The organism is Secundilactobacillus kimchicus JCM 15530 (assembly GCF_001433995.1).
Taxonomy (GTDB): domain Bacteria; phylum Bacillota; class Bacilli; order Lactobacillales; family Lactobacillaceae; genus Secundilactobacillus; species Secundilactobacillus kimchicus.
Genome location: NZ_AZCX01000001.1, coordinates 286,207 through 301,773 on the forward strand (window position 1 = coordinate 286,207; position 15,567 = coordinate 301,773).

A 15,567-nucleotide genomic window follows, 5' to 3' on the forward strand; every position below is an offset into this window, starting at 1 on the left:
GTTTACTAGTCGTTTGAATCTGAATCGTTGTTTTTCAATTGATCACCGATAATGTCGCCCAAAGTAATAAACCCGGCGTCATCGTCGTCATCACTTGAAGTCTGCGTTTGAGCAGGTTTGCTGTCAGTCTTTGGTGCCGGAGCGGCTTCCGAAGAGGCTGGCTTTTCTTGCAACGCCTTAATTGACAAAGCCAATCGGTGAGCTTCTGGGTGGACTTCCAACACTTTAACTTGGACCTTTTGGCCCGTCTTCAAAACGTCGTTAGGGGTGGCAATGTGTTCGTGAGCGATTTGTGAAATGTGAACCAGACCTTCGACGCCTGGGAATACTTCAACAAACGCACCAAAACTCGTCAACCGCTTAACCGTTCCTTCAAGCACAGCGCCTTCAGGGGCCTTGTCTTCAATACCATCCCATGGTTCTGGCAAGGTTTGCTTAATTGACAATGAAATCCGATCCTTTTCAGGATCAACAGACAGAACCTTAACCTTGACTTTGTCGCCCGTCTTCAAAACATCAGAAGGCTTTTCAACTCGTTCGTAGGCAATTTCTGAAACGTGAACCAACCCGTCAACGCCGCCAAGGTCAACAAAGGCCCCGAAGTTAGTCAAACGAGCAACCGTTCCTTCAACAACGTCACCGGCTTTGATTGTTGCCATGATTTCTTCACGCTTGGCAGCTTTTTGGGTTTCCAAAATTGCACGATGTGACAAAATCAACCGGTTTTCGCTTGGTTCGATTTCAACAATCTTAAATTCTAAGGTTTCACCCTTAAATTGATTTAAGTCTTCAACGAAGTGATCTGAAGCCATTGATGCGGGAACAAATCCTCGAACCCCAGCATCAACGACTAACCCACCCTTAACCACTTGGGTAACGGGTGCGGTAATGGTCTTACCAGCTTCGTATTCTTTTTGAATGTCATCCCAAATCTTACGGGCTTCAAGCCGGCGAACTGAAAGTAAATAGCTGCCGCCTTCCTTGTCATTTCCAATCTTTGAAATGACAACTAAGTCAAGCTTGTCACCGACTTTGACAACATCTTTAATGTCATCAACTGGCTTTGCGGCAAGTTCTTTTTGCGGAACAACACCTTCAACCCCAGTGCCTTCAATCCCAACGATTACTTGCTTATCGTCGTCAACGGCTAAAACTTCACCCTTCACAACATCACCAACATTAACAGTGTCAATGCTGTTTAAAGCATTCAATAAATCGTTGTTTTCATTACTGTTGTTTTCACTCATACGACCATTTCCTCCTTGCGACAACTCTACATAATATTTTATCTGAAAATGAATTGAAATACCAGTGTTAAGACCCACTTTTGTGAGTTTTTATCAAGCTTTTTTTATGATTTCGTCGATTCTGGCCACGACTTCGTCGATAGATAACGACGTGGTGTCAACTTTAATGGCATCAGTGGCTTGCGTCAGTGGTGAAATTTTACGGGTTGAATCTTTTTTGTCCCGCACCGCGATTTCTTCCTTTAGCACGTCAATTGGCGTATGAATGCCCTTTTCTGCATTATCTTTGAAACGCCGTTCGGCCCGTTCCTCAACGCTGGCCACTAGAAAAATCTTCACTTCGGCATTGGGTAATACCGATGACCCAATGTCACGACCGTCCATGACAATGCCGCCAGCTGCTGCAATCTCCCGCTGCCGCTTTGTCAGTGCTTCGCGCACCGTTGCTTGAGCGGCAACCGTTGAAACATTGTTGGTCACATCGGGTTGGCGAATGGCTTGCGTCACTTCGACATCATCGACATAGACCCGTTGCTCTGGCTCGCCTGCTCGAAAGGCGATCGTCGTCTTGGCCAGTAACGCTTCCAAGGCGGCATCATCATCGAGCGCAACACCTGATTGCATCGCTTTCCACGTGATTGCCCGATACATAGCACCAGTGTCACAGTAAATATACCCAAAATCATGAGCAACCCGCTTAGCGACCGTGCTCTTACCAGCTGAAGCTGGCCCATCAATTGCTACTTGTAATGCTTTAACCATCTATCCACACACCCATACTTAATTTACTTAACTCGTAACCGTTGCCCGGGCGCCAGTGTTGCATTGGCTGATAACCCGTTAAGTTGCATTAACTCTTGAACCGAAATCCCGTTGTTGACCGCAACTCGATACATTCCTTGACCAGCCCCCACTGTCGCGTATTTGGTGCCACTAGTTGCCGATTGCGAACTGGACTGAGACGTTGCTTGGGAATTTGTTTGTGACTGAGAATCCGTCGTTGATTCAGCCTGCGTCGTGCTAGACTCAGTAGTCCCCACCGTTGACGATTCACTAGCCGAAGAAACCGCGGACTCAGGTTTCGCCGCGGTTTTACTGCTCTTTTTCGAAGCCGATGAGCTTGAAGACTCATCTGAACTGGCCCGGCTTGAAACCGCCACTTGGTCGGTTGGCCGGTTCATACTACTCTGCCGTGCGAGGCCATAAATCAAAGAGCCTACGGCGATTAATACAATGATTGCAATCAACACAATCGTGACCAGCCGATTATTATTGGTTTGCCGATGCCGCTTTCGTCGTGACAAATGGCCTTGATCATCTCGGTCGTCCGCGAACGATTGGTCCCAAGGTTTCGATTCCGGCTCGCGGTCGTCATTCTTTTGGCTCATTTGCTTACCTCCTTTTAGACATTCACTTTGAATTGTACCATACCCCGATACTGATTTCTTTAACTTTTCCCTAAAAATAGCTGGTCCAACGTTGCTCGCCAAGGCAAGATATCGCCTGGTAAAACACTTGTGGGCGGTGCCGTCAAGTGAAGGTTCTCAACAGTTGTCTCGGGACTGTCCTGATCACAGCAATTCTGAGACAGGCTGCTGGTTGGCTCGCCAAAATACGCTTGAACGACCCGCCGACGGCAATTTGACGTGTTCACGTAGGTTAACAACGTCGCCAAAGCCTGACGACGCTGTTGCCTCCGACTGGCAAATAGCGCAATCACCTGCTCTTGGTTGAGATGATGCTGCCGGTAAAAGGCGACTAGTCGTAACGGATCGTCATCGGCTACCGGCCGCGGTCGGGCGAAAAAAGCAGCAATGTCAGCTTCTGCGACAATGTTTGCCTGGCCCAAATATTCGGGCAACCGTTCGTCTCCAGGCGTATAGAGTAAAATCGCAATACTTTGCTGGCCATCCCGACCAGCCCGGCCAATTTCTTGCCAGTAGTTCTCTAAATCAACTGGTAAGTGATAGTGGATGACAAACCGAATGTTAGCTTTATCAATCCCCATCCCAAAGGCATTCGTGGCACAAATAACCGTCAGTTCATCGTTCATAAACTGTTGTTGCACCTTATACCGAGAATCAGCACTTAGCCCACCGTGATAGGCGGCAACTCGCGGCACTCCCGATTGGCGGAGCACCTCGCAAACCTCATCTGCTGTTTTTCGGCTTGAAAAATACACGATTCCGGGCGTTTTTAGCCCTTTAACTAATGAAACAAGTTGGGTTTGCTTATCCTGTTCGGTGGCGGTCTTAACCACTTTCAAATAAATGTTCGGCCGGTCGACCGATAATCCAATCTGCGCCGCCGTTGGTAATTGCATTTTCTTTAAAATATCCCGCTTAACCTGGGGTGTCGCTGTAGCAGTTGCCATCAACGTCAGCGGGCGCCCCAAGGCATTGCGAATCCGACCAAGCAATAAGTATTCGGGCCGAAAATCAGGCCCCCACGTTGAGATACAATGGGCCTCGTCAACGACCAATAACCCTACTTGGCAGGCTTTTAGAGCGGTCAAAAACGCGGGCTGGGTTAACATTTCAGGTGATGAAAAAATAAACCGATACCGGTTAAGGTGCTGGAGAACGACCCGTTTTTCAGTAAAACTCATGAGCGATGTGACCGCCGTCACAGCGGTTTCACCACGAAGGTTCAGCGCACGAACCTGATCTTGCATAAGTGACAACAGGGGTGACACAATCACAACTGGCCGTTGCACCGCATACCCATAGCACTCGTAAATCAACGTTTTACCGGCCCCTGTCGGCAAAACAGCGAGGGTGTCACGCCCCTCAGATAGCGCCGTCAGTGCTTCTAATTGACCTGGGCGAAATCGGGTAAACCCAAATTTTTCGGCCAATACTTTATAAAGTTGTTGAGTCGTCACCGTCATCCGATAATTTACTCCTCATAATTTCGTATAATCGAAACTGCCAAAATTCAATCTTCAAATCCGAAACCTGGTCAAAAGCCCAATCATCGATTGACCCCGTCAACCGTTGCGCAAACGCCCGTTGTAAGTCATTAGGTAGCAACTTCGCATACGGAAACTGCTGAACGGACAAAAAAATAGCAGCCTCCAATAAATGTTCATGGACCGTACTCGGTTTTAAACGACGGTGTTCAACAATGGTTGAAAGCGTCGCTCCTGCCCGATAGTTCGCTAACGTTTGAGCGGCACTCGGGGAAATTGGACTGACCTGCCACGCCTGAAGTAACTCATGTAGCACTGGAAATGAAGTTGGTGCTGCCTGGGTCACCAGCACCAACTGAGTCATGATATCGTCTTGAATGACGGTCAGTTCCAACGCCGAGCGGTGCGTCATTTCGAACAACTGCTCCACCGTTTTTCCAGGGGTCTGATGCCCGACCAATAAACTGGCCCACAAGTCAGCCACCGGCTCGGGAATAGCGCTTAAAAACTGACCAAGCTCACCCCTAACCTGCTTGGCCAACGTCGGTCGCCGCTGCGCCAAAAACCAGCGCTTAACGGTTTGACGCGTTTCAAAAGCCACCTGGAGCGGATAGTATTGGCGGTTAGCCGCCTGAAATTCAGACACAACCTGAACCGCTAACTGAAGGCCTTGCCAGGCTTCTGGTCGCGCCACGGTTAACCAGCTGGATAACGCAACCGGTTGGTAAGTCACCTTCGCCAATTGGTGTTTTTGAATCGCACCTGTTGGGGTTAACTGGGCAACTAAATTAGTGACCGTGGCGGACCCATCCGCCACTAATTGATTTAACGCGTTTGCGACATCGCGACGGGCAAGGTGTTTCTCGAATCCGAACCATGCCAGCAGGTCGTAGCGCAGTCCCCAATAAAGAGTCGACACCGTTCGTTTTCCGACCAGTAAATTTTCAATGACCCGAATCCGTCGAGGCTGGTCATCACTCAATAACTGCAATAATAAAGCTTTGTTCATGACCGTTCCTCCAACACTAAACTGCCCACATTTTCCCACAACTAAAAAAGACTGTCTAGCGTTAACTAAGCAGTCTCTTGGGTCATTGATTTTTTTTACTTTATAAAATCGTGGATTCTTTCTTTAAGAAGGTGTGCATCCGGCTGACAACAAATCCAATCACCAGACTAATCAAAACGCCCTTGATGAAGTTAAACGGCACAACCCCGAACAACACCATTTGTGCTAGTGGCATACTGATCTTCATCCCTAAAACGGCCATGTACACCGGGGTTAAAACAAGCCAGTTCAGTAGTGCCATCACAATAGTTAGCGACAGTGTCAGCGCAATGCCACTTAGGGCCAGTCGGCTCAATAATGAGCGCCCCGTCGTTTTCTTCATCACTAACGAAAATGGTAGCACAATGCTAACCGATGCTACAAACGAGGCAAACACACCAATAAAATTAGCTAAGTCGACCCCCGTCATTAGCCAGTATAACAAGCCTTTGATGGCCGCAATAATAATCCCGCCAATGGGGCCAAATAAGACCGTTCCAATCAAAATTGGAATGTCAGAAAAATCAATCCGCATGTACGACACAAACGGGAGAATCGGAAACGAGATAAACATAAGTAGAAACGAAATCCCAGCAAATAAGGACATTTCTACGACCTGCCGAACGTTAAAAATTGCATGACGCGTGTGTTCCATTGCAAATTCCTCCTGGCTGGTCATCTTCACGAAATCCGCAAACAAAAAAACCGAATCGTCTTCAGCACAAAATAGGCATCAACGATTCGGTCTCACTTACTGTTTTTGTGATCCCAATCTTCTGCATACCAGACTATACTGTCGGCTTCGGAATCTCACCGAATCAACTATCTTAAAGATAGGTCGCGGGCTTTACCGCCGGTCGGGAATTACACCCTGCCCTGAAGATGAACCAAAATATTTAATTACAAGATCAGTTTACTTGCTAGTAGTCAAAAAAGCAAGCCTTAACCCTTCTTGTCGGTCACCATCCGTTTAAGTTGTTTCACTTCTTCAGGATTTAACTGCCGAAAATCTCCGGCGGAAACGCCGTCTAAGGTTAAGAAAGCGTACGTTTCACGCTTAAGTTTCATCACTGGATGACCAACTGCTTGAAACATTTTCTTAACTTGGTGATTTTTACCTTCGTGAATAGTCAGCGAGACGATCGCTGTTTTCCGATCATCGTTTGTCGAGAGCAGTTTCGCCTTAGCGGGGGCCGATTTGTGGCCGTCAACTAAAACGCCGACCCGCAACTGTTTGAGTTGTTCGTTTGTCGGGATACCTTGAACCTTCGCCACGTAAGTTTTTTCGACTTCGTAACGGGGGTGGGTCAACCGATTAGCCAACTCACCATCGTTGGTTAATAACAGCAAGCCGGTCGTGTCATAATCGAGCCGGCCCACCGGATAGACCCGTTCGCTAACAGCGCCGTCTAGTAAATCAATGACCGTTTTACGGTGCTTATCATCCGTCACCGTTGACACCACCTGCCGAGGCTTATTCAGCAACAAATAAATAGGCATTTCCTGTTGGATAGGCGTTTCATCGACTAAAATTCGGTCGTGAACCCCCACCTTAACACCCAGGGTTTTGACGACTTCACCATTGACCTTGACGTGCCCTGACGTGATGAGTGCTTCCGCTCCGCGGCGGGAGGCCACACCAGCGTGGGCCATAACTTTCTGTAATCGTTCCATTATCCCTTTTCCTCCGGGTTCAATTCTTGATTAAACTGCTTTAAAAATAACTGGTGCCCACTTTCAGTGGTTTCTGGTTCTTGGGGCTCCGGCAACGGGGGTAGGTCACTTAATGCCTTTAAGCCGAAATAGTCCATAAAGTAGTCGGTCGTGCCATACAATTTGGGCCGGCCTGCCTCCTGCTTCCGACCGACTTCGGTGACGAGTTGGCGAAGGGCTAGTTTGTTGAGCGTCCCTGAACTTTGGACCCCCCGGATCTCATCAATCTCAATCCGAGTAATCGGCTGATGATATGCAATGATCGCTAACACTTCAAGTGAGGCCTGTGATAGACCGGTTGAGCTCGGCGCTTCAAAGTACCGCTTGACGGTATCAGCTAGCGTCGCTTTAGTCGCTAACCGAACGGTCTCATTGCTTTTTAGAATGGTCAACGCACTGTCTGGATCGGCCGCGTATTTCTCATTTAACCTCACTAAGGTCTGGTTAACGGCTGGTTTCATCATGCCAGTGAGCGCTGCAAGTTCACCCACTGTCATGCCCTCATCTCCGCTGATAAATAATAGACCCTCTAATTTTGCCATCATCGTTGTCATTTTTCTCCATCCGCGTTTCTCATTTTAACTTTAATCGGCATCACCCGGTCCGGTTGCTCCAGCGTAATTTCGTGTTGCTTGGTCATTTCCAACAACGCCAAAAACGTGGTCACAACCTCTTCACGAGTCGGGGTTTGACCAAAAAACTGGCCGAATGACACACTGACTTGGGCCGTTTTTAAGCGCCCGCGAATTTTCTTGATTTGCGCTTTAACGGTGTATCGGTCGGTGCTAATCAGCTGGAGTGGTTTTTCTGCCTGCCGCTGCCGGTTAACTAACCCCGTCAGTGCAGACCGCAGCGCGCTAACTTGAATACCCGCGGGCAGCTGGCCCAGTCGAACGGTTGCTGGAACTGCCATTTCCGGTCGTGTGTAATACTGTTGGCGGGTCGTTTCCTGACCCTTAAACCAGTGGGACGCCGCTTTGAAGCGCTGGTATTCGACTAACTGCGCCACTAAGTGCGCCTGCATCTCCTCGAGGCTTTCTTCCTCCGGCTCTTCGGTCACCGTCTCCGGGGTTGGCAATAACAGCTTCGCCTTCATCTTCATTAGCGTGGCCGCCATCACAAAGTAGTCCCCCGCCACATCCAACTGGTGGTCTTGCATGTCACGCAGTGCACGCATGTACTGGTCAGTGATGGCCACAATTGGAATGTCATAGATATCAATGGACTGTGATCGAATTAAGTGAAGCAGTAAATCAAGTGGCCCTTCAAAATTTTGGATATGAATGACGGGCAGCTTACTCATGCTTCGCCTCCCACTGGGCAACCAGCTTGGTCGTTGTTAATAATCCAATGACTTTATCTGACGGGTAAAGGTCAGCTAATTCGTCTAACATCTGGTTCAGATGACGCTCATTTCGAGCCGCTGGGGTCAACGCCAGCAACCGGACGACAACAAATCCCGGCTTCAATTCAATGCCGACCACCCCAGAAAAATCCTGGTTAGCATCCTTCCAAAGAAGTAACTGCCGATTGGCACTGGCTTGATACCAGGCTAATTCTGCCGTTAAGCGGTTAAGTCGCTTAAGGGTTTTAACAAACGACAATAACCCCATGGTGACCTTCTCATAGTCACTGCGATATTTAAGTAACACGTCGAATGCCTCCTTTTGGTCTCACGCCCTCGGATGCGTTTGATTATACACCGAAGTCAGCCGCTTCTTAGAAATGTGCGTGTAAATCTGAGTTGTCGAAATATCCGAATGACCTAACAGTTCCTGAACGATTCGCAGGTCGGCACCGTTTTCAAGAATATGGGTCGCAAACGAATGGCGCAGCGTATGGGGTGTCACGTGCTTTTTGATGCCAGCAGCCGCAACGTAGCGCTGAATCTTAATCCAAACGCTCTGGCGAGAAAGGCCGGCACCGTGGTGGTTTAAAAACAACCACTCGCTGTGTCGGTCCTTTAACAATTGGGGCCGACTGGTTTGCAGATACCGGTCGATCCAGTCTATGGCCACATCGCCAATTGGAATAATGCGTTCTTTATTGCCTTTGCCAATGGTCTGAATCAGCCCCATTTCGAGGTGCAAGTCCGCCAGTTTCAAGTGAACCAACTCGCTCACCCGTAACCCGGTGGCATACAGAACTTCTAAAATCGTTCGGTCCCGAATCCCATACTTATCATGGGTATCCGGTGCCGCCAGCAACTGATCCACCTCCGCGATGGTTAACACCGCCGGTAAGGGGTGGCTCCGCTTAGGGGTTTTGATTTCAGCCATTGGATCAGCGACAATCTGGTCGTTTTGCATCAAATACTTAAAAAATCGGCGCAGGGTCGTCACCATCCGCGTCATCGTATTGCGGGCCCGGCCAGCCGCTTTTTCAGTCGCCAAAAAATCCAGAATAACAAGTTGATCCACCGCGCTAACCGTGGCTATCGAGCGGGTCTGTAAAAAGGCTTGGAAGGTTTTAAGATCCTGTGCATAACCCTTTAAGGTGTTTTCGGCCAACCCGCGTTCGACCTGCAATTCATGTAAAAAATCAGCGATAAGATGATCCATGGTTAAGACTCCGTTTCATCCGTTAAATCGGGTTCGGTTAGCCACAAGTAGCCGTCGTGTTGAGTCGCAAGACGGGCCTTCATCAAATGGCCAACCGCACGCTTGAACTGACCCTTACTAATGCCAAAATAGGCTTTGATCTCCGCTGGGTCACTTTTGTCCGTATAAGCCAGTTTACCCGCTGGGGCGTGTTGCAGGGTCGCTAAGATCATTGCCGCGTCGTCCGAAATGGCCTCGTACGCCCGTGGTCGAAGGGACAACTTCAACGTTGCGTCCGGAAATTGACCGATGACTCGAGCGGTGAGTTGTTGACCTAATCGGGGTTCTTCTTGCCGCTCCTCTGGCGGGATAAAGCCCAGGTAAAAGTCATCTGAGAGCACCTGCGTACCTGTCAGTTTTAACCGGTAAGCCGTGACGTTAATGTCCTTATTTTTAAACTTGGGATAGTCCGGCACCTGGGCCATCGCCCGAAAGATACTTTCGTCGGCTGGTACCGCCCACATTCTGGCCTTCTTATCCACCCGTAACGTCACTAAGAGTCGGTCACCACTTTGCGGCCATAAGTGCATCATCTCTGGTAGGTCATCTAACGACACGACGACGTCCTTATTCGGCAACCCAATGTTGATAAAGACCCCTAGGCCCTTTTGAGCTTTGACCACGGTCCCAAAAGCGTAACGCCCAATCTGCACCTTTGGTGGATTCCGCGTGATTTGTAAGTGATGATGTTCATTTTCATAGGCAAACCCGCGAAATTGACTGCCTTGTTTGAGTGGCTTTAAAATTTCCGTCTTGTCAAGCCGAAGCGCATTACCGGCGACCGAGACAACGTAATACTTGTCATTTTCGTCAGTCACTTGACCCGCGACCGTGTGACCGACGATTGTTGCTAATTCATTTTCCATTTAGATTCCTCGTTCCTCATAATCATTCCCATTTTACACGATTCCGCCTAAAAGGGCGAATCGGATTGCAAAGATCCTGTTTTTTATCAAAAAATCATCAAAGTGCTCAGCACTTTGATGATTTTGATGAGCCCCTTTCATTATGAATGAGCACTTGTATTTGGATCTTCGACTTCTTGGAGTTTTTGGTTATCATCCAACTGAGACCGCCCCATCAAATGCATCCGTTGTAGCAGCCACATCGTTGGCCACAGTAAGAGCACGTTGACAAGCGCAAAGCCAGCCAACACTAATGCAGAGTGCCCAACCGTCCCAGGTGCCATCCCAGACGTCAACGCCTGACGGAAACCTAAAATTGAGTAGGTCATTGGCAAGAACGGATGGATCACGTTGTAAAAGTGATTGGTCACCTCCATCGGGAAGGTCCCGGCTGATCCGCCCAGTTGTAGCATCAACAAGACCATGGCTAAGAAACGACCTGGGTTGTCGAGCAACATGGATAAGAACATCACGATAAACATCGAAGCTTCGGCAAATAGGATGGACATCAGGTAAAACGAGCCAACGTGATCAACGGATAAACCACCAACCATCATCAGCGTCGGTTCAATGAGCGCCATTGCCAAAGCCTCCACTGCGCCAACACTAATTTTACTGAGGTACCAGGACGTCGCGCTTTCGCCAAGTTTCGCAACTTTCCGAATTGGAAAGGCAAAGTTGAAGACCAGCGCCCCAACGTACAACGCAAGTGATAGCACATACGGTGCTAAGGCGTGACCGTAGTTCGGTACCACGCTGTAATTAGCGTGTTTGAGTTCACTTGGCTGAGCAAACATTTTGGCGGTTTTACTCGTAAATTGCAGACCGTTCACTCGGTCGGCGCCTTTTTGCAGAGACGACCCAAGCTTCGCGTTCCCATTTTTGATCTTATTGGCTCCAGCATTTAGCTTGGCCGAATTGTTCACCAATCTACCAGTCCCATCAGCCAGTTTATTGACCCCACTAGTCAGGGTAGGTACCTTTTGATTAAGCTGGTTCGTCCCACTTGCAAGTCGGTTAGCCCCAGCCTTTAGTTGAGATGATTTGCTGTTAAGCTTAGCCGTTCCATTAGCCAATGTTGCGACGCCAGACACTAGCGTTGGCACTTTACCATTAAGCGTGGTCAAGCCACCAGATAATTGCTGGCTGCCACTTAGGAGTTTCGGACTATTGGTTGTTAACCTAGTGACACCACTTTGTATTTTACCAATGCCACTCACCAAAACTGGCAGTTTTTCGTTAACCTGACTCATGCCGCTCGTCAACTTCTTAGAACCCTGATAAGCACTTTGCACGCCACCAACGTATTTTTGGAGACTGCTGACCATGCTACCCGCATTCTTAGCTTGGGACAGTGCACTTTGCAACTGAGCCAGTTGACTCTGTGACACGTTTAACTGGCCCACGTATTGCAAAAGCTGAGCCGTTCCGTCGGTGGTCGGGTCAACGTCGGCGTTGAGTAACGTGCTAACGCTGTCCATATTGTTCAGCAAAAGCTGTAATCCTTGCCACAAATTCGTCGCCCGTTTCGCACTTGCAGCGTACTTTTTAACGGCGGCTGCTTTGTTAATCGAACTGGCTTGCTGATGCAAGTCCTTTGATTGATCACTAATTTGACCAGCTAATTCGTTGACCTTGTCTGGGTCATCTTTTTTAGCCTGAATTTGCTGGGCTAACGAATTGATTCGATTCGTTGAACTTGGCACCTGCTTGGCCGCCTTTTGCTGCTCATCCTGCACAGTTTGAGCTGCAGCCACCGCCGTCTTATTTGCTTTTTCAACCGCCGATGCTTGCCCTGTCAGCTGATTTTTCATACCTTGCAGCTTAATTAACGCGTTCATAATTTGAATGTATTGATCCTTGTTTTGGTTGAACTGGTCGCTCTTTAAAATCGTCAAAATGTGATTCAACGTCTCAAGCTGTTTTTGGCCGGCCGCAGTACTAAGCGGACTGAGTTGCTGGTTCAGTTGACCCAATAACGTATTCAATTTACCAGAGTTGTCATTAAGGGTCTTTAACCCCGCCGTGAGCGTTTGACTCCCAGTGTAAAGTTTTTTAAACCCACTCTGAAGGGGGCTGACACCATTCCCCAAAGTCGTCATGCCTTGGTTGAGTTGATAGACCCCATGAGTGTACGTATACAGCCCATTATTCAGCTTTTTAGCGCCCTTCGAGAGTTTGGTCACACCAGAAGCTAAAACGCCTGTAGACCCATTTAATTTCTGTGTCCCGGCATTAACTTTGCTAACCCCAGCACTATATTGATTGATGCCGGCACTGAGCTTATTGGCACCATCCGTCAGCTTCTGAACTCCAGTTGCCAGCGGACCCACACTGGTTTTCATCGTCATTAAGCCGTTATTAACTTTCGCCACACCCGTTGTGTAGGTGTTTAACCCATCCGAAAGCGTGACTGAACCATCTTTAAGTTTGGTCGCCCCTTTGGCGGCCGTATTCATGCCCTTACCGACCTTATAAATCTGATCGAACACGGCACTAGCATACGCTTCGGTCACATTGGCTTTAATTTTATCGTTGAGTTTTGTGGCCGCTACTTGACTCATGACCTCCGCAATATAGTTAGCTGACCCATTGGTTTTGTATGTCAACTGCATTGGTTTGGGGGTGTCATCAAGTAACGTGGCCGCATTGGCCGAAAAATCCTTAGGAATCGAAATAATTGAGTAATACTTCTGATTTGCTAAACCCGCTTTAGCCTGCTTAGCACTCACAAATCGCCAACCCAACTGGTGATTTTTCTTCAGGTTAGCGATGGTTTGATCCCCAACATTTAACGTCTTTCCTTGATACTGAACGGCCTGATCTTGATTAACGACCGCCACTGGTAAATGACTCGTCGACCCGTATGGATTCCAAACTGACTTCAAAAAGAAAATACTATACATGAACGGGATAAACATGATAGCAAGCACTGAAATCAAGATCAGTCTGTTTTTACCAATGTATCGCCATTCGCTTTTAATCATTTGCAAACTGATTCGCTCCATTCTCACACGTCTCGGTCCCCAATCGAGACATAATTTTATGCAGACACTATTATCTGTGAATTTAATTGACTTTTCAACCTTTTCACACAAGCAATCCCTAAAAAAGTGTTCAGCAAAGTTCCTGAAACACTGCCAAATAGGCGTTTTCATTTGTTTTCTTTATGTATAAAAAAAGCCCGGCATCGCTGCCGAACTTTTCATTTTTTCTAATTATAGAGCGTTTGAAGCACCGTGGTATACAACCCCACGACGAGAATCAACCGTAATCAATTCACCATCTGAGATCTTTTCAGTAGCACCTTCAGCACCAACAATCACTGGAATGCCCATCGAAATACCAACAACGGCTGCGTGAGAAGTCAATCCGCCGTTTTCAACAATCACAGCACTAGCCTTTTCAATGGCTGGTAAGTATGACTTGTCGGTATTCTTAGCAACTAAAACACTGCCTTCAGTGGTCTTGCTGTTAGCTTCATCGGCTGAAGAAGCAACAACGGCCTTACCGATAACCGTGTCATCACCGACGCCTTGGCCGCGAACCAACTTTGAACCGATTAATTGAACCTTCATCAAGTTCGTCGTTCCGCGTTCGCCAACTGGCACACCAGCGGTGATCAAGATCAGGTCGCCTTCCTTAGCTAAGCCAGTTTCAACGGCTTTAGCAGCAGCTAAGTCGAACATTTCGTCAGTGTTAGCTGGCTTTTCGGCAACAATTGGGTAAACACCCCAGTTAACCATCAAACCACGACGGGTCCGGTCATCAAACGTGATGGCCAAGATGTCTGCATCTGGACGGTACTTGCTAATCATTTTAGCGGTGTAGCCTGATTCAGTAGCAGCGACAATGGTCTTAACCCCAAGCGCCTTTGCTGCCCGGGCGACAGAGTCACCGATTGACTCCGTCACATCACCCGTTTCAAAGGCAATGTGGTCGGTCCCGAAGTCCTTCAAAGCATTTTCAGCCTTAACATCAATACGGGCCATCGTTGCAACTGATTCAACAGGGTATTCACCGTTTGCACTTTCACCTGAAAGCATAGTTGCGTCGGTCCCGTCAAATACGGCGTTTGCAACGTCAGAAGCTTCGGCACGAGTTGGGCGTGGGTTTTCTTGCATTGAATCCAACATTTGGGTCGCCGTAATAACTGGCTTGCCTAAAACGTTGCACTTGTGGATCAAGCTCTTTTGAACCAACGGCACGTTTTCTGCTGGGATTTCAACCCCCATGTCCCCACGAGCGACCATCAAACCATCAGACACCTTGATGATGTCGTCAAAGTTGTTGATCCCTTCTTGAGATTCGATCTTAGGGAAGATTTGAACGTGTTCCATGTTCTTTTCTTCGAGTAATTCACGAATGTCCATGACATCTTGTGGCTTACGGACGAATGAAGCGGCGATAAAGTTAATTTCGTGGTCCAAACCAAAACGAATGTCATCAGCATCCTTTTCGGTAATCCCTGGCAAGTTGATTGAAACACCAGGTGCGTTAACCCCTTTACGAGAGCCAAGCAAACCATCGTTTTGCATCGTTCCAACTAATTCTTTGTTAGCGTCGTCTTTTTCGTCAACGACCATGTCTAACAAACCATCGTCAAAGAGCACGTGGCCACCGACGTTAACGTCGTCAAACAAGCCAGGATAAGTCACAGCGATCTTATCCTTAGTGCCTTCCAAGGAGTCGTCCATTGAAATCCGGAGCTTATCGCCCGTGTGGTATTCAATCTTACCATCCTTTTGAACGGTCGTCCGAATTTCGGCACCCTTCGTATCAAGCATCAAACCAACTGTTTTACCAGTGATTTTTTCGGCTTCATGTACGTTGCTGATACGGCCAAGGTGTTCTTCGTGATCACCATGGGAAAAGTTAAACCGGAAAATGTTAGCTCCAGCTTCAATCAACTTTACAATTGTGTCAACATCAGTACTTGCAGGACCAAGGGTACTTACGATCTTGGTTTTCTTCATAAGAAAAATCTCTCCTTTGGGTATTTCCCAACCTAAGTGAACCAAATAACGGATTCCTCTAGACTGAGCTATTTCGATTCCGAGAATCATTTTAACACTTTTCATTTTTAAAGTCTGCTAGGTTTTAGGGTTTTCTAATGAATTCCGGCAGAAAAGCGTTTTCATTC

General features: G+C 47.9%; 14 protein-coding genes and 1 riboswitch. All 14 genes read right to left on the reverse strand.

The window, feature by feature from the left end; translation table 11 throughout:
* Positions 1-5: 5 nt before the first annotated feature.
* The 14 genes from rpsA to pyk all read right to left on the reverse strand — a co-directional run bounded on the left by rpsA (position 6) and on the right by pyk (position 15,400).
* Positions 6-1,247, reverse strand: a complete 1,242-nt coding sequence (rpsA, locus tag FC96_RS01475) for a 30S ribosomal protein S1 (protein ID WP_056941733.1) — start codon at positions 1,245-1,247, stop codon at positions 6-8.
* 93 nt (positions 1,248-1,340) lie between these two features.
* Positions 1,341-2,009: a (d)CMP kinase gene (cmk, locus tag FC96_RS01480; RefSeq protein ID WP_056941734.1), complete on the reverse strand. Its 669-nt coding sequence runs from the start codon at positions 2,007-2,009 to the stop codon at positions 1,341-1,343.
* Between the two features lie 23 nt (positions 2,010-2,032).
* On the reverse strand, positions 2,033-2,635 hold the full coding sequence (locus tag FC96_RS01485) for a LysM peptidoglycan-binding domain-containing protein (protein ID WP_056941735.1): 603 nt from the start codon (positions 2,633-2,635) through the stop codon (positions 2,033-2,035).
* A gap of 59 nt (positions 2,636-2,694) precedes the next feature.
* On the reverse strand, positions 2,695-4,137 hold the full coding sequence (locus FC96_RS01490; protein ID WP_056941736.1) for a RecQ family ATP-dependent DNA helicase: 1,443 nt from the start codon (positions 4,135-4,137) through the stop codon (positions 2,695-2,697).
* Positions 4,109-5,167 (reverse strand): helix-turn-helix domain-containing protein, encoded by a 1,059-nt coding sequence (locus FC96_RS01495; RefSeq protein ID WP_056941737.1) that lies wholly within the window; start codon positions 5,165-5,167, stop codon positions 4,109-4,111. The genes FC96_RS01490 and FC96_RS01495 overlap by 29 nt, the downstream gene beginning before the upstream one ends.
* Positions 5,168-5,267: 100 nt before the next feature.
* A complete protein-coding gene (locus FC96_RS01500) occupies positions 5,268-5,861 on the reverse strand; it encodes an ECF transporter S component (protein ID WP_082593139.1) in 594 nt (197 codons plus the stop codon).
* A 112-nt stretch (positions 5,862-5,973) separates the two neighbouring features.
* Positions 5,974-6,094: riboswitch (FMN riboswitch) on the reverse strand.
* 54 nt (positions 6,095-6,148) lie between these two features.
* The gene (locus tag FC96_RS01505; protein ID WP_056941738.1) at positions 6,149-6,880 is read right to left on the reverse strand and encodes a pseudouridine synthase; all 732 of its coding nucleotides are present in this window, start codon (positions 6,878-6,880) and stop codon (positions 6,149-6,151) included.
* Positions 6,880-7,473, reverse strand: a complete 594-nt coding sequence (gene scpB / locus FC96_RS01510; protein WP_056941739.1) for an SMC-Scp complex subunit ScpB — start codon at positions 7,471-7,473, stop codon at positions 6,880-6,882. The genes FC96_RS01505 and scpB overlap by 1 nt, the downstream gene beginning before the upstream one ends.
* A complete protein-coding gene (locus FC96_RS01515; RefSeq protein WP_056941740.1) occupies positions 7,470-8,222 on the reverse strand; it encodes a segregation and condensation protein A in 753 nt (250 codons plus the stop codon). The genes scpB and FC96_RS01515 overlap by 4 nt, the downstream gene beginning before the upstream one ends.
* Positions 8,215-8,571, reverse strand: a complete 357-nt coding sequence (locus FC96_RS01520; protein WP_054659567.1) for a hypothetical protein — start codon at positions 8,569-8,571, stop codon at positions 8,215-8,217. Before FC96_RS01520 ends, FC96_RS01515 begins: the two co-directional genes overlap by 8 nt.
* Positions 8,572-8,592: 21 nt before the next feature.
* Complete coding sequence (xerD, locus tag FC96_RS01525; protein ID WP_056941741.1) at positions 8,593-9,480, reverse strand: site-specific tyrosine recombinase XerD; 888 nt, start codon at positions 9,478-9,480, stop codon at positions 8,593-8,595.
* A 2-nt stretch (positions 9,481-9,482) separates the two neighbouring features.
* The gene (locus FC96_RS01530) at positions 9,483-10,385 is read right to left on the reverse strand and encodes a CvfB family protein (protein WP_056941742.1); all 903 of its coding nucleotides are present in this window, start codon (positions 10,383-10,385) and stop codon (positions 9,483-9,485) included.
* Between the two features lie 140 nt (positions 10,386-10,525).
* Positions 10,526-13,411 (reverse strand): YhgE/Pip domain-containing protein, encoded by a 2,886-nt coding sequence (locus FC96_RS01535; protein ID WP_235804703.1) that lies wholly within the window; start codon positions 13,409-13,411, stop codon positions 10,526-10,528.
* Between the two features lie 231 nt (positions 13,412-13,642).
* Entirely contained in the window at positions 13,643-15,400 is a 1,758-nt protein-coding gene (gene pyk / locus FC96_RS01540) for a pyruvate kinase (RefSeq protein ID WP_056941744.1), read from the reverse strand.
* Positions 15,401-15,567: the final 167 nt, after the last annotated feature.